This window comes from Aerosakkonema sp. BLCC-F183, assembly GCF_041929145.1.
Lineage (GTDB): Bacteria > Cyanobacteriota > Cyanobacteriia > Cyanobacteriales > Aerosakkonemataceae > Aerosakkonema.
On sequence record NZ_JBHFNU010000099.1, the window covers coordinates 1 to 18,797 of the forward strand.

An 18,797-nucleotide genomic window follows, 5' to 3' on the forward strand; every position below is an offset into this window, starting at 1 on the left:
TGTTGCCAAAGTGTCCGAACGGGTTAGTAACTCACGGCAAGATTTTCTGCATAAACTTAGTTACAAGTTGGTCAGCGATAGCCAAGCTGTCATAGTAGAAAATCTTCATGTCAAGGGCATGGTTCGCAATCACAATTTGGCCAAAGCTATTTCTGATTGTGGATGGGGAATGTTCACCAACTTTTTAGCCTATAAGCTAGAACGTAAGGGCGGAAAGTTGGTTGAGATTGATAGATTCTTTCCCAGTTCCAAACTCTGTTCTAACTGTTTCTATCAGGTGAGTGAGATGCCATTAGATGTCAGGCAATGGACTTGTCCCCACTGTGGCACTCATCACGATAGGGACGGCAATGCGGCGACCAATATTCGGGCAGAGGGTATCAGAATGCTAAAGGCGGATGGTTCAGCCGTCTCTGCTGTAGGAGGGGAGGTAAGACCAAAGATGGGACGAAAGTCTCATTTGCGGCACTCCCTATTGAGTACAGAAGCCCAGTCCGCCTATGCGGCGGGGTAGTTCACCGCTACGATCGAATTCTTTAGGAGCGTTGCACAAGAGGTTCCGCAGGATATGGGTAAAACCGGGCAGATGGAATCCTTCGTCAGGGTGAGGTAAGTCAAGATGTTAACCGAAAAAATAAGACAAAAGATAATTGACAAAAATAAACAGATAACAACATTATGGTCAAAACTTCCCATACTATGAATCTTTCTTCTTTGTCACCTTTTAAAAAAGCCGATCGCATCCTGGTTGTGGATGATTCTCCCGATAATGTATTTCTTATCCAAGCGATCTTGGAAGAAGAGGGCTATAAAATAGCAACAGCATCAGATGGCCTTACAGCATTGGCTAAAGTTGAGCAATCACCGCCAGATTTGGTGTTACTGGATGTCATGATGCCAGGAATGGATGGCTTTGAAGTCACCAAGCGCCTGCGCGAAAATACTTCTTTGCCGTTTATCCCCATTCTACTGATTACCGCCTACGACCACCTCAGTGTAGCTAAAGGACTAGATACCGGTGCAGACGATTTTATCCGCAAACCGGTAGAAGTGGACGAGCTGCTGGCGCGGGTACGCAGTCTGCTGCGACTCAAGCACAGCATCGACGAACGGGATCAAATTGCCAAACAGCGAGAAGATTTTGTTTCCCGACTCACTCACGATCTGCGAACTCCTTTGATTGCTGCCGATCGCATGATGGGTTTAATGCAGCAAGGTGCGTTGGGAGAACTCTCCCCCTCAATGAAAGAAGCTCTCGACACAATGGTTCGCAGCAATAAAAACCTACTGGCAATGGCAAATACCTTGCTAGAAGTTTATCGTTACGAAGCCGGTCGGAAAAATCTAAACTTCATTCCCGTTGATATAAGAGATTTGCTCCAGGAAGTTGTTAAAGAACTATCCCCTTTAGCTGTTGAAAAAAATCTATCTTTGCAATTGGTAAAGGATAAAAATCCTCAAGATCCCGCGCAAATTAAAACCGTTGTACAAGGCGATCGCCTCGAACTTCACCGCGTTTTTACCAATTTGATCGGCAATGCGATCAAATTTACAGATACAGGTTCGGTAAACGTCAGTCTTGCCAATACAATTGGTAATGCTAATCCAGATGAACCAGAGGTAATCGTTGAAGTAGAAGATACAGGCCCAGGCATTCCCGTAGAAGAACAAGCCAGTTTATTTGAACGTTTTCGTCAAGGCAAACATAAGCACGCCGGCAGCGGTTTGGGTCTGCACTTGTCTCGCAGAATTCTGGAAACTCATAACGGCACCATTGAAGTTAAATCAGAAGTCAACAAGGGAAGTCGATTCATCGTGCGCTTACCACTCAAGCGAGGATCTCATTCGTGAACTACTCCAACTAAGCTGACGCTTGAGATGGGTGTACTTGCGCTCTTTGGGGCGATCTCCTTGAAATCGCAGCCAGCAAAGGTGTAGCGCCCCATAAAACTAATAATTTGGTATACTAAGTACGGAAAAGTCGAATTTCTGTCTGCGGCTTGGATTGATGATACAGGAATTACCTATGACAAGGATCGAAACCGATTTTCAAACTACTTGTAAAGTATCGATAGATTCGATCGGTCAGTTAAAATACTACTAAAAACACTATTCTTGGTAGAAACTGGGTTTCTTTGCCCATGTACTAAGATATCTGTAAGTCAATTTTCAGAAACTGGTCAAATTATCTTCGTTCAGCAAAATATCATGATAGCTCAAGTAGAATTAAAATTTAGCCAACTTGTGCAACAACAGCGTAAGTTTTTCAGCACTGGCAAGACAAAAGATATCTCCTTTCGCATCGCACAACTTCAGATTTTAAAGCAAGCAATCTTAGAGAACAAACAAGCTATTGCAAATGCTGTTAAAGCCGACTTAAAGAAACCAGATTTTGAAATTTATCTGACCGAATTATACGGTGTAAAAGAAATTGACTACACCATCAAACACATAAAATCATGGGCTAAAGCGAAAAAAGTAGCAACGCCATTGGAGCAATTTCCATCTTCAGCAATTATATATCCAGAGCCTTTAGGCGTAGTGCTGATAATCAGTCCTTGGAATTATCCATTTAATCTGATGATTTCACCTTTAATAGGTGCGATCGCAGCTGGTAACTGTGCCATCTTAAAACCTTCAGAAATTTCTTTCCATACCTCTAAAGTTCTGGCGGATATATTCCAAAAAAACTTCGACCCCGCCTATATAGCACTTGTAGAAGGAGGGGTAGAAACTAGCCAACAGCTATTAAAAGAGAAATTTGACCATATCTTTTTTACTGGCGGCACAAATGTTGGCAAAATAGTTATGGAAGCAGCAGCCAAACATTTGACACCAGTTACTCTAGAACTCGGCGGCAAAAGTCCGTGTATAGTTGATGCCGATACCCAAATCGATATCACCGCCAGAAGAATAGCTTGGGGTAAGTTTATCAATGCCGGACAAACTTGCATTGCACCCGATTATCTATTAGTCAATCACAATATCAAAAAAGATTTGTTAGATGCAATCAAAAAGTGCATTCAAGAATTTTATGGCGACGAGCCAGCCAAAAGCCCCGACTATACCAGAATCATCAATAAAAAACACTTTTCCAGACTGGCAACTTTCTTGAAAGACGGCCAAATTATTGTGGGTGGGGAAACGGATGCAGAAAACAATTATATAGCTCCAACAGTAATAGACAATGTATCGCTTAATGCACCGATTATGCAAGAGGAAATTTTTGGCCCAATTCTGCCAGTTATAACATACAACGATATATCAGAAGCGATTTCTATAGTTAACGATCGACCAAAACCTCTAGCCCTTTACTTCTTTTCTAAAAACAAAGATCGTCAAGAGCGCGTTTTGCGCGAAACTTCATCCGGCGGCGTCTGCATTAACGACACCATGATGCACATTGGCATACCGGAACTACCCTTTGGCGGTGTGGGCGACAGCGGTATAGGAGCTTATCACGGCAAAGCTAGTTTTGATACTTTCTCCCATCAAAAAAGTGTATTGAAAAATTCTTTTTTGGTAGATATGAAATTGCGCTACGCTCCCTATCAGGGTAAATTAAATCTGCTGAAGCGAATCCTCGGTCTTAAGTAAGGCGGACATTAACCGTCACAATGCCTTTAACTAGCTTTCAGCAATCAGTTATCAGCCATCAAAAAGCTGACTGCTGAAAGCTGATAGCTAGTTAAAAATTAAAACTGCCGCTATAGCGTTCCTCCGCCCAAGGTTCGCCTCGTCGGTGATAACCATTGCGTTCCCAAAAACCGAGTTCTTCACTGTCTATAAATTCTAAACCGTTGAGCCATTTAGCACTTTTCCAAGCGTAAAGATGGGGAACTACCAGCCTCAAAGGGCCACCGTGGTCTGGGGGTAACGGTTCGCCGAATAAAGTATGGGCAAAAAAGTTTTCTTCCCGCAGAAAATCTTCCATACTGATGTTTGTTGTGTAGCCGCCATAACAATGTTCCATAATGTGAGCGGCTTTGGGGTCTACCTCTATGTATTTCATAAAGTCCAGCACTTTCACCCCAGTCCACTGGACATCGAGTTTAGACCAGCGCGTAACGCAGTGAAAATCGGCGGTGAAATTGTTTTGGGGCATAGCCATGAAATCTGAGAAAGTGAAGGTGGCCGGTTTTGCCAAACCCCAGACTCGAAATTGCCAGTTTTCGATCTTGATGTCAGGTGTATTGCCGTAGGTCAACACCGGGAAACCCTTGGTCTCGTATTGACCGGGAGGAATGCGATCGCTCATTTCTGGCCCTGGCTTTTTGAAAAATTTTCCTAACATATCATCCACAACAATAAAGTTTTCCAGCTAATTTCCCTCTAACACAACACGACAGCGCGGTTGAGCTGTCGTGTTAGCATTTATGTTCACATTTTTCAACACAATCAGCAGTGGGTTAACTGACTGCTCGATCGAGCTAACTAGCTGTTATGACTCTTCTTCCTCTTCTTCTTCCTTGGATGGGTAGACGAATGTAGACCTACCGGTCAGAATTGACTTGCCCAAGCTGAGGGCTTTCTGTGCCTGTAGCGCCGCCTTACGTTTCCAGGTGGCTTTACGGATATCCCGTTTTGACTTGGATGTTTTCTTCTTAGGAACTGCCATGATTATGAGTGTGCTAATGGTGGACAGCCCTCTTATTTTAGGCGATCGATTCAGCCAGTGATACCAAATCCACTTAGATTACCTTCGTTATTCAAAGGCAAAAGTGGGAGAGCGGGGGAGTGGGGGAGTTGCAGAAGAACATTGAGGCTGAAAAAGAGCGTAGCAGACCCGGATTTGGGATTATGCACTCTGACCCTCGAAACTGGGCTTTTTTCGTATTTCGTACCTTTTTTTAGCGACCTGTTGTCCCACCGGAACCAGTACCGTTGAATCCGTTGCTGTTGGTGCCGTTCGTATTATTGAAACCCGGCTGAGTCCCCGTGGTAGTTGGAGTCCCGGTCGTATTACCGAAGCCAGTACCGTTGAATCCGTTGCTGTTGGTACCGTTCGTATTATTGAAACCCGGCTGAGTCCCCGTGGTAGTTGGAGTGCCGTTCAATCCGCTACCGTTAGTGCCGTTGGTGCCGTTGATGTTATTGAAATCAGGTTGAGTCCCCGTGGTGGTAGGAGTACCGTTCACAGTTCCCAATCCTCCAGCCGGATTATTGAGGTTAGTTGCCCCATTTGCACCCGCTGGCCCTGTAGTTTGAACTTGCCCGCCATTGACAGGAGTACCATTAGGTGCTGTCTGCGCTTGTGTAGTATTGCCATTACCAGGGCGATCGGCAACGTTTGGGGCGGTATTTATACCCAAAAGAGTGGGAGCGTTTTTGAAATATGTAGCCCAGCGTTGCGTGTCAGGCTGACTTATCCAATTTTGACGATTTACTTGCAGGGAAAGAAGAGGTGCGATCGAACCGGCATTTTGGCCCAAAATCGTGACAGCAACTCCTCTAATCGCAGCGTTTTGGCTAAAACTACGTCCAGCTACATCTCTTGCAGCTGCTTCCGCTCTGCGAATCAGCGTGTCGTAATTTTCATTCGGCTGACTGTTGAGAGTAAGATTAAGGCGAGCGATGTCGGATCTCTGTATGGTTTGTGTTAGGCGAGTGCCTGCATTTTGTGCATTCGCTTGGTTAGAAAACCAGAAACTGCCTGAGAACCCCATCAAGGCTACTAAACTTAGCAGTGAAACAGGGACTCTTACACTTAAACAGCGGATTGAGCGAGAAAGGGCAAGGCTTCCTTTTTTAGGTAACTTTGTGTTCAAAGAGGGGTTGGATACAAACAGATTTGGCTTAGACATAATTAGCTCTAGCTCCTCGATCGCAATCAACAGATCGGGTTTGAGTTATCTTCCCCTTAACGCTACCTCTGAGCTATTGGGCCTATAATCTACATCATGGAATACAAAGTGCCTTGCCCATAGACTGATTTACCGACCCGGAGCCGGTCACATGAAAAGATCTGTAATGTCGATTATTTTGGAATGTCTATAGAAAAGTCCATATACCGACATTTTCTCCCCCGCTCAATTTTATTACTTCTCTGTATAACCTCCGGCATAAGTAATCACGCACATAGTTCTGTATACTTTGTGCGGGCCACAGGCAACACCAGTGATGCGGAAAGCGGGGTTAAACATATTGATTCTGTGACCGCGATCGGGAACTCCATCATCGATAATTAACTGCATCACAACTTTCTGCGGCGTATCTAGCCCGTAACTGATATTCTCGCCAGCACAATATGCTTGGCAAGAGCCGTGGCGATTAACTCTAGCAGTCGGGTTTGTACCGTCAGTGCCGATATGACCTCTCCGACCCTTTGGCCCTTGGTCTCGCACATGATCCCTAGCCCCCAAGGACATACCTCTGGAGGCGTTAAGTGCTGACACCGGACGGGTCGATTTCAAAAAGTTAATCGTTTCATCAACTACCCTAACGCCTTCCTTGGTAATAATCGGAATTTGTCCTGGCAATTCCAGTCGATTGCCTTTGTAATACCGTCTCTGGCTCTGCAATATCGCACCATAGGCGGAGGGATTCGTCCTAGCGCGGTTCATTTCCCCAACAATACCTCTTTCCAAACTAGAAAGGAAACTAGCTGTAGTGTTGGTCGCAGAACGTCTGGAATTATTAGCGGTATTAGATCTTTGTGTCGCGTTACTGCTGCGATTGGGAGAAGAACGTCCGGAATTATTGGCTGGATTAAGTCTTTGTGTAGCGCTACTGCTGCGATTAGTAGAAGAACGTCCGGAATTATTGGCTGGATTAGACCGCTGCGTACCGCTATTGCTGCGATTGGTGGGTTGATTATTGGTGCGGTTGGCTGGAGTGCGCCCAGGTGTTGTAGCGGGTGCAGACTGTTGAGGGCCCGTACCGCTACCATTTGAGGGGCCGTTTGGCAATTGTCCGGGTGTTGTCGAGCCAGGGGGAGCTATAGAGAAAGGAAAACTAACAGTTTGATTGGAATCATCGACATTTCCTGTCAATTCCCGCGTATTACCTTGTACCAGTAACCTCAACCTGAATGGCACTGGCCCTGTTTGCGTTCCGCAGCGTTGGTAAAGGTTGACTTTGACAGTGTAATTACCCGGAGGAGCTCCTGATGCAGGCCAAAAAATATTTTCGACGGGATTTGTAATGGTATTTTGACAACCTGCATTGCTATCAACGTCAAGTTGACCTCCCGACGCCACTCTCTTATTTTGGAAGAAAACCCTTTGACCGCTGGGATCGGTGATTTCTAAATCCAGGTCATCCGTGGTAGACCATCTCAGGGTACTTTGAATAATACCCGTGCCCAGAGTAGGTTCTGGCCTTTGCTGTGCTGGAGAGGCAACTGCCACGGGAGTAGGGTCATCAATCCTCAGCAGCTGCTTAGATTTGGGATAGTAGGTAGCCCAGCGCATGGTATCCGGATGGTTTTTCCAGTTATCGCGACTGACCTGCAAAGTCAAAATCGGTGCGGACAAACCAAGATGTTGGCCAGTGATAATAATGGCAGCTTCTGTGACTAAAATGTCATTGTCGAAGCTACGCTGAGCAGCAGCTCTAGCTACGGCCTCGGCTCTGCGAACTAAGGTGGCATAGGATTCATTTGGTTGTCGATCGAGAGTAATATTAACGCGAGAGGTATAAGCTTGAGCTATTGGCGGTGCGATCGCCCCTTCCAAAGCCAAAAAAGTTCCAGTCAATCCCAATAAGGCCGCTAAACTCAAAGAAGCAATTCGCATTGTAAAGCTCTTACCTTGAAATTTCTGATATTCAGATCCTTAATAACAATCTATTAGTGTCGTTGACATGAGGGACATCTTGTATGAGCAATCACTGGCTAATGGCAATCGGTATAAACCAATATCAATACCTGCAACCTCTAGGTTATGCCCAAGCAGATGCACAAGCAATCTGGAATTTCCTTGTGGGTCGGGGTGGTTTTATGCCGGAGCGCTGTCTGCTGTTCTCCGATACATCACCGTACATCGCGGGCCATTCCACTTATCCAAGGAGTGAAAATATTAAGTTGTGGATGTACTGGCTGTGCCAAGAGGGGTTGCAAGAAGGAGACCAAGTTTGGTTCTTTTTTAGCGGCTACGGCCTCAAATCCAACGGAGAGGAATACCTGATGCCTATTGATGGCAACCCAGCCGATATTGCAGGCACAGGCATCCCCATACGATGGATATACGAGAGCCTCAAGGATGCAAAAGCCTCAATGCAACTGGTTTTGCTTGATATAAACCGAGCTGGAGGAAGCCAAGCTGGTGCCCAGGTAGGCACTCAAACCGTGGAATTAGCTCGCGCACTGGAAATACCCACAATCCTTTCCTGTCAACCAACCCAATTTTCTCACGAAGCTTCCGATTTACAGCATGGCTTGTTTACAGCCGCTCTCTTGGAAGGGCTACGGACGGAAGGAGGCGATACGAGTATCGCGACTCTGAAGCGTTACCTGAGCGAACGCCTTCCTGAATTATGCGAACTCCATTGGCGTCCCCGACAAGAACCTGTGGTGGTGGTACATCCTGCCACAAAAAGCCATCAGGTGATTTTGCCGGATCTGAGAGTCCCTGTGGCCAGCGGCTACTATGCTGAAGCAGAAGAACGCAATAGTACAACTGCGGAAGCGGGAGTGGCTGGAACTGTGAGCCCCAGTTTTGTGGCTGCACAGCACAATATGCAAACAGTAGCAAGCACACCGAGTATGGAAAACCCATTCAACGGAAATTTGGACGATATCGAACCCCGTTCTGATTTGCAAGATGAGGCAGCAGCTGTTTCGAGCTCGACCTCGACTACGCAGGCAAAAAACGGTCATGCCGGTAATTCCAGAAATGCAATCCTGGCAGAAGAAGATGATAATGACGAAGAAGGAACATTCTGGCGACAAATGCTGCTTTGGGGAGGCGGCTTACTGCTGTTAGTGCTTTTATTGATGAGTCTGTTTGGGCGTCCTTTACGTCAGCAAACAGCGGGTCGTCAAGGTACTGCACCCTCTGATGCTTTGTCATCCAAGTCCGGGCAGAAGGCACCTGCTAAACCTAAGTCGGTAGAACAGATCAATCAGGAAAGGTTGAATAAGGCGAAAACCTTTCTTCAAAAGAATCAAGTTTCGCAGTACAGTCAGGCGATCGCTACAGCCAGTTTAATTAAATCCGGTCAACCTTACCACGATGAAGCGCAGGATTCGATCGAGCGCTGGAGTCAAATCATTCTGGATACGGCGCAAGGACGTGCCCAACGAGGGGATTACAGTGGGGCGATTGCCGCAGCTAACCTGATACCTAAAGACCCACAGCCGATTTACGCCCAAGCACAAAAGTCAATCAAACAGTGGAGTGGTGTCGCTAAACAGCAGCAGGCTTACACAAAGACGTTGCAAAGCGCCAAGGGATTGGTTAAGCCGGGAGAAGCTTCTTCTTATAACAAGGCGATCGTGATGGCTCGCAAAATCCCAGCCGGTCAGCCAGCGTATACCGAAGCGCAGAAGTCTATCGCTTTATGGAGTCAAAGTATTCTCAATTTGGCTAATCAACGTGCGTCTGGAGGAGATACTAAAGCTGCTATTGCTACAGCATCTTTAGTGCCAAAAAATACACCAGCCTATGCAAAAGCGCAGCAGGCGATCGCGCAATGGAAACGCCAACCTTCAAAGTGATCCCAGGTGATACCAAGTCATACCAAGTCCTGAGTGCTGATTACATAGCGCGGATTCAGTCATAAAAGACAAAAGTCAAAAGTCAAAAGAAAAAATACTTTCTTTTGACTTTTAATTTTTTGCTTGGGAATTACCTGGCTGCCGCACGGGAATAGCAATTAAAAATTCTGCTCCCTGTCCTGGTTGAGAAATGCAGTGCAAAACACCAGCGTGCTTTTCTACAACAATTTGGTAACTGATGGCCAGCCCCAGCCCCGTTCCTTTACCGGGTTCTTTTGTAGTAAAAAAAGGGTCGAAGATGTGGGCTTTGACCGCTTCTGATATCCCTGGCCCATTGTCAGCAATCTGGATTGTCACAAATTGAGGCAGAGGCATTGGGCATTGATAGTTGTGCCACACACCCCCAGTCCCCCATTCTCCTCCTTCTGTACCCCCTTGGCCTACCGAAGTGCGAATAGTAATGCTCCTGGGATCGGGTTGGTTCTCTAAAACGTCGATCGCATTGCATAGAATATTCATAAACGCCTGGTTTAGCTGACTGGGATAGCACTCTACCAGAGGCAACTTGCCATAGTTTTTGATCGTTTGGATAGCAAGATGGCCTATTTTGCCTTTGAGACGATGTTGCAAAATTAACAAAGCGCTCTCCAGCCCTTCGTGAATATCTACTAGCTTGATTTGAGACTGGTCGAGGCGAGAAAAGTTACGCAACGATAACACAAGTTGGCGGATGCGGTCAGCACCGACTTTCATGCTGTTGAGGAGCTTCGGCAAATCATTGGCGATGAATTCCAGATCGATTTCTTCGCGGCGCTCTTGAATTTCCGAATGGGGATGGGTGCAGTACCTCTGGTAGAGGTGCAGCAGGTCGAGTAGGTCGTTGGTGTAGTCGCTCGCGTGTGTGAGATTGCCGTAGATAAAGTTGACTGGGTTGTTGATTTCATGCGCTACACCAGCTACTAAATGCCCCAAACTGGACATTTTTTCGGTTTGAATTAGTTGAGCTTGTGTTCTTTGCAAATCCTGGAGTGCTTGGGCGAGTTGTGCTGCTGAGGCTCGTGTTTGAGCGAGTAACTCGATTTGCTCTAGAGCTACTCCCAAATGATCGGCAATTTGAGTGACAAATTCTATCTCTGTTGCTTCCCAATGACGCGGTTTTGTACATTGATGAATGCAGAGCAATCCCCATAACTTTTTAGCTTTCAGTAAGGGAATAACTAAGTTGGATTTTACTTGAAATTGTGACAAAATATGGATGTGACAGTCGCTCAGTCCAGTGTTATAAATATCGGCAACTGCTTGAATTTGTCCTTGCTCGTAATGCACTGCATACCGCTCCCCAAAGCAGCTGTCGCGAACCCTAGCTTCTAAGGCAGAAGACAAACCCGCTGCCCGATCTTCCGAGACAAATTCGCCATCGTTGTAGCCGCTGTCGGGATAAAATTGATACACCGCTACACGATCGGCTTTCAGCAGCTGTCTAACTTCTTTGGCCGTGGCTGTAAAGATGCGATCGAGATCCAGGGGTTGGCGAATTCTGGCAATCACCTCAGCTAATACTTTGCGTTGCTCGACTTGATTGTAGGCAGCAGCTAGCATTTGTTCTGATGTCTGCTGCAAGGATCTCAGTTCCGTGACATCGCGGCCAACCCCAATTACGGATGTCACTGCTCCAGAGGAATCTGTAATTGGGGTATAAATTGAGTTATAAATTCGTGTCCCCGATGGGAGATTAATTTCCCAATCTACCTGCACTTTTTCGTTTTTTTTAAATACCTCTTGCAAGACTATTTCGAGCCGCTCTGCGGCAGAGCCAATCAATTCCCGATTAGTTTTACCGATGGCTTCTTCAAGCGTCAAGCCCAGTAGTTTTGCGCCTGTCTGATTGATCCAGACATAACGTAAACTCCGGTCATATTCTACGAAAATGTCATTTGAATGTTCTAAAAACCGCAGTAGTTCAGGTGGATTTTGTTTTTTGGGTATTTGAGACACTTTATGTTTGGCAATCAAGTTCAAAAGTTAATTTCTTTGTGGCAATGGGATGGCCGACCGTGATGCACGCTTATACAATTTTAGATTTTAGGTTTTAGATTGAGATAACTGGGACTATAACATAGTTAAAGCCACTTTAAACTGATATTGTTGTCCGCAAAGGCTTAGCAATGTTTTGTTATTTTTAATTTAATTGCTAATTTGCGAGCGGCTGATGGGAATTTCAATGCAAAACTCTGTACCGTTTCCAGGTTCGGACATACATTTTAGTACTCCCTCGTGCTTTTCCACGAGAATCTGATAACTGATGGCCAACCCCAAACCAGTTCCCTTGCCCGGTTCTTTGGTAGTGAAAAATGGATCGTAAATGCGGGAGATGACATCTGCTGTCATACCTGGGCCGTTGTCAGCAATCTTAATTCTCACCCAAGGTCGATCGTCTGTATGTTTGGGTATAAATTGTGTCTGGATAGTAATTTGGCTGGGTTCTGCTTCCATTTGGGATGGGGTGCGGAAGCGATCGCGATGTTCGAGGGCATCAATGGCATTGGAAAGCAGGTTCATAAAGACTTGATTTAGTTGGCTGGCGTAACACTCTACAGTTGGCAAATGGCCGTAGTGTTTGATCGTTTCAATGCCGGGATGACCGTTTTTGGGTTTGAGCCGATGTTGCAAAATTAACAGAGTACTTTCGATGCCTTCATGTATATCCACAGGTTTTCTTTCGGCTTGATCGAGCCGAGAGAAGTTACGCAAGGATAACACTAGCTGACGGATGCGATCGGCACCTACTTTCATTGAAGCTAGGAGTTTTGGTAGATCGTTTGTGAGGAACTCTAGCTCGATCTCGTCGGCTTTATCTTGAATGGCTGGGTGAGGATCGGGGTAGTACTCTTGGTAGATTTTCAGCAAATCCAGTAGATCTTGAGTGTATTGACTGGCGTGAATGAGGTTGCCATAGATAAAGTTGACCGGGTTGTTTATTTCGTGGGCTACACCCGCAACTAGCTGTCCCAAACTGGACATTTTTTCGGTTTGAATCAATTGGGCTTGGGTTTGTTGCAATTCATCGAGAGCTTTCTCCAGCTGTTGAGCTTTTGCTTGCTCTTGCATTGCAGCAATCCAGGTTTGTTGATAAAGTTCTGCTTGGTGAATGGCGATCGCCGCTTGATCGGCTAACCTCTGTAACAGATCCAGTTCGTAATTTTGCCAAACTCTGGGAGAGTTACACTGGTGGACAATCAGTAAACCCCAAAGTTTTTCGCCCATCCGAATTGGTACGGTAATGTTGGCTCGCACATGAATTGTCTGCAAAAACTCTACATGACAGGGACTTAAATTAGTTTTGCACACATCGTCAATCGCTCGTATTTGACCTTGTTTGTAAAGTTGGGCGACATTTTCTGCAAAGCATTCTTCTGGCCCGTGAAAGCCCAAAACAGAAAGTGACTCACCCTTTACGGCTTCAACTACTACCTGACCCTGCCATTCTTTGGTGAACTGGTAAATCACCGCTCGGTCTGTATTGAGCAAGTTTTGCACTTCTCTAACAATGGTTTGCAGTATTGTTTTTGAGTCTAAAGTACTGCGAATTTGGTCTAGTACATGGCCGAGTATTCTGGCAGAATCCAAAGATTTTTGTAGTTGGGCCGTGCGGTTTTGGACTTGGCGTTCTAGGTCGGCATTGAGATGAAATACTTGTTGGTAAAGCTGATATTGCTGCACTGCCATTGCAAAGTGATGCCCCAGCGCTTCGGCAAGTTCAATTTCTTGGGCAGTCCAGTTGCGAGGTTGGCCTTTTTTTAACTCTCTCCATGCCTGGAAGGAGCGACGGGGATAGTATTGTCGCCGATCGGGGTCGAACTGTCCAGCCCATAAAGTTTCTGTGTCAATTTCATCGCGAAATATTGTTAGATAACCGAGAAATCTTTGCCTATACTCCAAGGGAATTATTAATAATCCGCGAATTTTGGTTGATTGAAATGCGGTCGCGAGTATTCGATCGTGAGGGTCTTGATAAATATCGGCGATCGCACGCACGCGAGTTGTTGTTTTCCCAACTTCTGGATAGCCAATTACAGCGGAAGACCAGCAGGGGTACTGTTCGATAAATCGGGGAGCTGCTGTGGGGCATCGGGCACAGGATATCGGTGATTCTCCCTGTTTTTGTGACGGCTCAATCATGTTGCCGCCGCACAAGTCAACTGTTTGGTTGGGTTGAGTGCCGCAGGTATATACCTGGTCGTGCGCTAAACTTTCCATTTCAGGATGAAACTCTGATGTGGGGATGTAAATTCTGCCTCCAGCACCCTGAAAGACAGCAACGGTTTCCTCTAAAGCTGTTTGCAGTTGAATAGTTGGTTGGGCGTGCAGCAGGGTCGCAACTCGGTTGATTGTGGCTTCTCGTTGCGCTTGTTGACGGGCAAGGCTGAGTAGGTTAGATTGGCCGATCGCGATCGAAACTTGATCGGCTACTTGTTGGACAGCATCTAACTCTAGTTCCGAAATAGGTTTTGGCGAGGAGTGGTGAGACACGAGTAGCCCCCATAAATGGGGCTGTGCCTGGTGGGTTCTGACATCGTAATAGAGAATCGGCACTACTAAGGAAGACAACACTCCCATTGCTGTCAGATATTCAATATGGCACGGGTCTACAGGTCGGTAGCGAATATCCTCTTTTTCTAGAGGCTCGCCTGTTTGAGAGCAGTCGAGGGGACTTAAACCGATTTGCTGGGAAGCGACATCCACGATCGAGCGTTGCCTAGCTTTGATGAATTGTTCGCGGGCTTCTAGTGGAATGTCATCGGCTGGAAAATTCAAACCTAGTAGAGAAGGGAGGCGGTCTTCGTCGATCGATTCCGCAATCACTTCGCCGCTGCTATCTGGGTGGAAGCGATAGACCATGACCCGATCTGTACCCAAGAAAGCTCGTATTTCGGCAACAGTTGCTCTCAAAATTTCCTGTAACTCTAATGATTGACGGATGCGGTTAGTCATCCGACGCAGCAATACTTCCCGATCTATGGCTGGCGGTATTTGCGGTGTCTTCTTTGTAAAAGTCATTGCTTATATCCAAAAAATTTATCAAATTATCCAGTCAGGACTTATGCACTCTAGGGCCAGAAAACCGATTTTAAGGTGGGGGCGGGTTTTCCCAAACCTCTCTGCACCAACTACTAAATATTTATTTAAACGCGCCCCTACTAAACCCAGGATTTTTCCTAGAAGCCTGCTGTGTTTACCCAAGCCCTAAGAATTTGTCCTTACTCAAATATTAAATATTCTTAAATTATATGTCCAGAATTTCACAAAAATCATTATTTCTTTGCATAAATTCATTATTATTGACAGTCGAGGAGTGGCGGAAAGGTTGCCAAGCAGGCAACAGTTTTTGCGAAAGACGACAGGGGATCGCCAAAAAAGATATTGGCGACCACTAGCCAGCGATTGACACGATTGTACTTAATGGCTGGAAAATCTCCGCATCTACTTTCATTTAATAGCCACGAGTTTGCCAGCTTAAGGGGCTTTTTTCTCCAACGATTACATATCGGACTTGATTTTGTAGAAGCTATGCGCTCCTTTTTATCCGACTTTTATTTAAAAATAATATTCATACCTGATTATTTTTAACTTGTCAACTAACTTAGGTAAAAAATATCTATTTTAAGGTCGGTCAATGGATTTACTTAGATGGGAAAACAAAAAAGAAAATCTCTTTTATTCGACCCAATAGGGCCTAACCTCTATTTTGACAAAGGCGTTCGCGAATTTCTTGGCGAACGCTCATTAGAACTTGACCTAAATGGTTTTGGCCAGTGCGATCGCTCCCGCAGCCCCAATAGTAGTCGGTGGGCGAGTTTTCCACAATTACTTTATCGCCTGTGGAAAGGAGAATAGTTTGGATGTCCTCATGGGTAATAAACTTGGTAAGTACCGCTGACCGCATAATGGCGCACTTAACTTGCTCCCAGTCGGGACGGACTTTGCGGGTAGGATCGCGTCCCAGAGAAGCGGCCATTTCCGGAGTGGGGGCCTTGTGAATTATTTCGATCGAATGTGCATCTTGTGTACCCCAAAATTTATGGGCTTGATAATAATGCTCCACTGTCGGCCAATATTCGCCGTCTAAATGAATGCCGTGGGGAGAGAAATTAGAAAAACAGCCGTAAGGTTCGCTTACCTTGTAAAAGTAAATCGTCATCTGAAAGCTACAATGTTATATTTCAACTTTTACCATGCCCAGCCGTCCTCTAATTTTTCCCAGAAAGCTTGAGATCGCCGATAATCAGCATTAGTTAGTTAAACCTGTCGGAGATGCAAGCGTGTCCGCTGATGGATTTGAGAAAACAAATTTCGGTTGGCAGGTGCAGCAGTTGCAGCAGCAGCTTTGGGAGTGGCTGGAATGGAAATTATCCCAAACGCCCAGAATACCGAATATATCGACGCCAGACTGGTTAGGCGACCTACTATGGCCGATATTCAAAGTGGTATCTTGGATCGTAGTGGCGGCGATCGCTACCTGGTTACTTTGGCAGCTATGGCTTGTCTTGCGTCCTTACCTGCGTTCTCTCAGCTTTGAGATGGGGAACTCGGCAAATCAATCAACGCCTGCAAAAGAGATCGCAACAGCTGATTGGGTGAAGCGATCGCAGCAATTTTACCAACAAGGTAACTACGGCGAAGCCCTGCGATGCCTTTACATGGCCATGTTGCAGACACTGCACGACTCTCGGATCATCCTCAACGACCCCAGTCGCACAGATGGTGAATATCGGCAATTAACCGAGACTCTGCCCAAACAAGAGTCGTATCAAATTTTACTTACTACTCACGAAGAACTTTGTTTTGGCAACGCGGATATTTCCCCAGAAACCTTTGAGCTATGTCAGCAGGCTTATCGAAAAATAGATGAAAAATGAAACTCACACAACGCTATTTATGGCTGGCGGCGCTGACTGTAGCGGTAATTATTCTCCTCACCCTAATGGCGGCTCCGCTTGCTACCAAGCTCAGTAGCGGTTCTACTTACAGCCGCGCTCCCGATGGCTACGGTGCTTGGTACGCCTTCATGGCAAAACGGGGAACGCCGATCGAACGTTGGCAGAAGCCAGATTTACCGGGAGTTAAAAGTCAAGCATCACAATCTAAAATCCCAAATTCGATGACTCTACTGCGGGTTCACAACCAGCTAGATTATGATTCGCTTTATTATCGGGAGCGAGAATGGGTGGAAGCTGGTAATAAGTTAGTTATGTTGGGAGTGCGCCAACCGGTGACAGAGGCAAATTTTAGCACCGTGCCAGAAAGTCAGACCGGTAAAGTAAAAATTGAGACACGTCGGCGGCGGCAATTCCAAGCAAAAGAAGAAATCAGGTTAGCCGATCGCTTCGGTGCGATCGTTTGGGAACAAAAGTTAGGTAAAGGAAAGGTAATTTACGCTACCACACCCCATCTTGCCGCCAATGCCTATCAGAACGAACCCGGTAACTATAAATTTTTAGCACAACTGGTGAGTGAAGGTAGTAAATCGATCTTTGTCGATGAATATATCCACGGTTACAAAGATAAAGAAGCGATCGTTGCAGAAGGCAAAGACAGTTGGATAACTTATTTAGCAAAAACGCCTTTGGTGAGTATTTTTGTGCAAGCAGGTGTTATCCTCCTAGTACTGGTGCTGGCTAACAACCGCCGGCTGGGACAACCCGTTACCCTGGCATCGCCAACAGTAGATAACAGCGAAGCTTACATTCAAGCCCTAGCTGGCGTTTTGCAAAAAGCTAATAGTAGCGAGTTTGTCGTGGAGGCGATCGGCAAAGAAGAACAAATTCAGTTGCAAAAAGCTTTGGGATTGGGGACGACACCGATCGATCGCGAAACTCTGATTAACGCCTGGGTACAACAAACAGGGCGTCCCGCTGCCGAACTGCAACAAGTGCTGGAATTACAATCTACAAAACGTCGAATTAGCGAGCAAGAGTTGCTAAGCTGGTTAGGAAAATGGCAAAGGGTTAATCAATTGTGATAAAAGTCGAAAGTCAAAAGTCAAAAGTCAAAAGTCAAAAGTCAAAAGTCAAAAGTCAAAAAAATAACTAATAACCACTGACAACTGACAACTGACAACTGAACACCAAACAAGAAACAATGAATAATGAACTATTTGCTGTCATCAATCGCCTCGCTCAAGCTCTCAATCAAATAGTCGTCGGTCAAAATACACTCGTACAGCAACTGTTAGTAGCCTTACTTGCGGGCGGTCACGTAATTTTAGAGGGCGTTCCGGGAACAGGGAAAACGCTATTGGTTAAAGTGTTGGCTCAACTGGTGCAGGCAGATTTTAGGCGGATTCAACTAACTCCGGATATTTTGCCTGCTGATATTATCGGCACCAATATTTTCGATTTGAATACTCGCAAGTTTACCCTCAAAAAAGGGCCTGTATTTACGCAGATATTGCTGGCAGACGAAATTAACCGGACACCGCCCAAAACTCAATCGGCGTTGCTGGAAGCGATGGAGGAAGGACAGGTAACGATGGATGGCGAAAGTTTGCCGTTACCGGAATTGTTTTGGACGATCGCCACTCAAAATCCCCTCGAATTTGAAGGCACTTATCCTCTACCAGAAGCACAATTAGATCGGTTTTTATTCAAGCTGGTTGTCGATTATCCGGACGCGGCGGCGGAAAAGCAAATGTTGCTAAACCGTCAGGCTGGTTTTCAATCGCGACGCCTGGATTTAGCTCGTTTAAAATCTGTAGCAACGGTAGAGGATATTTTATTAGCTCGTCAGAAAGTCAGCACAATTAATCTTGATGATAAAATAATAGATTATTTATTAGGATTGGTGCAGCGCAGTCGCCAACATCCCGATTTAGCATTGGGTGCGTCGCCGCGATCGGCTGTAGCTTGGTTGCAAACAAGTAAAGCTCATGCTTGGCTAAATGGCAAGGATTTTGTCACGCCCGATGATATTAAAACTGTAGCGCCGCCGCTATTGCGCCATCGTCTGATTTTAAGGCCGGAATCTCAGCTAGATGGGTTGCAAATTGATGCCGTGATTGCTTCGTTATTGAATCAAGTTGCTGTACCGAGGTGAGTTTAATGAATTACCCCTAAGTTTTCCCCGCTATCCATACCCACCA

General features: G+C 45.8%; 14 protein-coding genes. 7 read left to right on the forward strand and 7 right to left on the reverse strand.

Annotation, left to right across the window (positions count from 1 at the left end):
* The 3 genes from ACE1CD_RS28895 to ACE1CD_RS28905 form a co-directional block, all read left to right on the forward strand.
* Positions 1-514, forward strand: a 514-nt coding sequence (locus tag ACE1CD_RS28895; RefSeq protein WP_374797876.1) for an RNA-guided endonuclease InsQ/TnpB family protein, incomplete at its 5' end; no start/stop codon positions are given.
* 185 nt (positions 515-699) lie between these two features.
* A complete protein-coding gene (locus tag ACE1CD_RS28900; RefSeq protein ID WP_374797904.1) occupies positions 700-1,851 on the forward strand; it encodes a hybrid sensor histidine kinase/response regulator in 1,152 nt (383 codons plus the stop codon).
* 357 nt (positions 1,852-2,208) lie between these two features.
* On the forward strand, positions 2,209-3,597 hold the full coding sequence (locus tag ACE1CD_RS28905; protein WP_374826991.1) for an aldehyde dehydrogenase: 1,389 nt from the start codon (positions 2,209-2,211) through the stop codon (positions 3,595-3,597).
* A 91-nt stretch (positions 3,598-3,688) separates the two neighbouring features.
* Here ACE1CD_RS28905 and ACE1CD_RS28910 read toward each other — a convergent pair whose 3' ends face one another.
* From ACE1CD_RS28910 to ACE1CD_RS28925, 4 genes are all read right to left on the reverse strand, one after another.
* Entirely contained in the window at positions 3,689-4,294 is a 606-nt protein-coding gene (locus ACE1CD_RS28910) for a sulfite oxidase-like oxidoreductase (protein WP_374797902.1), read from the reverse strand.
* A gap of 147 nt (positions 4,295-4,441) precedes the next feature.
* A complete protein-coding gene (rpmF, locus tag ACE1CD_RS28915; protein WP_190462593.1) occupies positions 4,442-4,618 on the reverse strand; it encodes a 50S ribosomal protein L32 in 177 nt (58 codons plus the stop codon).
* A 232-nt stretch (positions 4,619-4,850) separates the two neighbouring features.
* The gene (locus ACE1CD_RS28920) at positions 4,851-5,666 is read right to left on the reverse strand and encodes a hypothetical protein (RefSeq protein WP_374826992.1); all 816 of its coding nucleotides are present in this window, start codon (positions 5,664-5,666) and stop codon (positions 4,851-4,853) included.
* 372 nt (positions 5,667-6,038) lie between these two features.
* Positions 6,039-7,736, reverse strand: a complete 1,698-nt coding sequence (locus ACE1CD_RS28925; protein WP_374797870.1) for a CAP domain-containing protein — start codon at positions 7,734-7,736, stop codon at positions 6,039-6,041.
* Positions 7,737-7,819: 83 nt separating this feature from the next.
* Between ACE1CD_RS28925 and ACE1CD_RS28930 the strand changes: the two genes are divergently transcribed.
* The gene (locus ACE1CD_RS28930) at positions 7,820-9,658 is read left to right on the forward strand and encodes a caspase domain-containing protein (protein WP_374797865.1); all 1,839 of its coding nucleotides are present in this window, start codon (positions 7,820-7,822) and stop codon (positions 9,656-9,658) included.
* A gap of 111 nt (positions 9,659-9,769) precedes the next feature.
* Here ACE1CD_RS28930 and ACE1CD_RS28935 read toward each other — a convergent pair whose 3' ends face one another.
* From ACE1CD_RS28935 to ACE1CD_RS28945, 3 genes are all read right to left on the reverse strand, one after another.
* The gene (locus ACE1CD_RS28935; RefSeq protein ID WP_374797863.1) at positions 9,770-11,653 is read right to left on the reverse strand and encodes a GAF domain-containing protein; all 1,884 of its coding nucleotides are present in this window, start codon (positions 11,651-11,653) and stop codon (positions 9,770-9,772) included.
* Positions 11,654-11,842: 189 nt separating this feature from the next.
* The gene (locus tag ACE1CD_RS28940) at positions 11,843-14,716 is read right to left on the reverse strand and encodes a GAF domain-containing protein (RefSeq protein ID WP_374826993.1); all 2,874 of its coding nucleotides are present in this window, start codon (positions 14,714-14,716) and stop codon (positions 11,843-11,845) included.
* 676 nt (positions 14,717-15,392) lie between these two features.
* Positions 15,393-15,857: an NADAR family protein gene (locus ACE1CD_RS28945; protein WP_374826994.1), complete on the reverse strand. Its 465-nt coding sequence runs from the start codon at positions 15,855-15,857 to the stop codon at positions 15,393-15,395.
* Between the two features lie 121 nt (positions 15,858-15,978).
* Between ACE1CD_RS28945 and ACE1CD_RS28950 the strand changes: the two genes are divergently transcribed.
* The 3 genes from ACE1CD_RS28950 (at position 15,979) to ACE1CD_RS28960 (ending at position 18,751) form a co-directional block, all read left to right on the forward strand.
* Complete coding sequence (locus tag ACE1CD_RS28950) at positions 15,979-16,575, forward strand: DUF4129 domain-containing protein (protein ID WP_374826995.1); 597 nt, start codon at positions 15,979-15,981, stop codon at positions 16,573-16,575.
* The gene (locus ACE1CD_RS28955) at positions 16,572-17,678 is read left to right on the forward strand and encodes a DUF4350 domain-containing protein (RefSeq protein WP_374826996.1); all 1,107 of its coding nucleotides are present in this window, start codon (positions 16,572-16,574) and stop codon (positions 17,676-17,678) included. Before ACE1CD_RS28950 ends, ACE1CD_RS28955 begins: the two co-directional genes overlap by 4 nt.
* 119 nt (positions 17,679-17,797) lie before the next feature.
* Entirely contained in the window at positions 17,798-18,751 is a 954-nt protein-coding gene (locus ACE1CD_RS28960; RefSeq protein WP_374826997.1) for an AAA family ATPase, read from the forward strand.
* Positions 18,752-18,797: the final 46 nt, after the last annotated feature.

Coding starts and splice junctions, on each gene's coding strand:
- ACE1CD_RS28900 (WP_374797904.1), top strand. CDS start 700: ATGAATCTTTCTTCTTTGTCACCTTTTAAAAAAGCCGATCGCATCCTG.
- ACE1CD_RS28905 (WP_374826991.1), top strand. CDS start 2,209: ATGATAGCTCAAGTAGAATTAAAATTTAGCCAACTTGTGCAACAACAG.
- ACE1CD_RS28910 (WP_374797902.1), bottom strand. CDS start 4,294: ATGTTAGGAAAATTTTTCAAAAAGCCAGGGCCAGAAATGAGCGATCGC.
- rpmF (WP_190462593.1), bottom strand. CDS start 4,618: ATGGCAGTTCCTAAGAAGAAAACATCCAAGTCAAAACGGGATATCCGT.
- ACE1CD_RS28920 (WP_374826992.1), bottom strand. CDS start 5,666: ATGGGGTTCTCAGGCAGTTTCTGGTTTTCTAACCAAGCGAATGCACAA.
- ACE1CD_RS28925 (WP_374797870.1), bottom strand. CDS start 7,736: ATGCGAATTGCTTCTTTGAGTTTAGCGGCCTTATTGGGATTGACTGGA.
- ACE1CD_RS28930 (WP_374797865.1), top strand. CDS start 7,820: ATGAGCAATCACTGGCTAATGGCAATCGGTATAAACCAATATCAATAC.
- ACE1CD_RS28940 (WP_374826993.1), bottom strand. CDS start 14,716: ATGACTTTTACAAAGAAGACACCGCAAATACCGCCAGCCATAGATCGG.
- ACE1CD_RS28945 (WP_374826994.1), bottom strand. CDS start 15,857: ATGACGATTTACTTTTACAAGGTAAGCGAACCTTACGGCTGTTTTTCT.
- ACE1CD_RS28955 (WP_374826996.1), top strand. CDS start 16,572: ATGAAACTCACACAACGCTATTTATGGCTGGCGGCGCTGACTGTAGCG.
- ACE1CD_RS28960 (WP_374826997.1), top strand. CDS start 17,798: ATGAATAATGAACTATTTGCTGTCATCAATCGCCTCGCTCAAGCTCTC.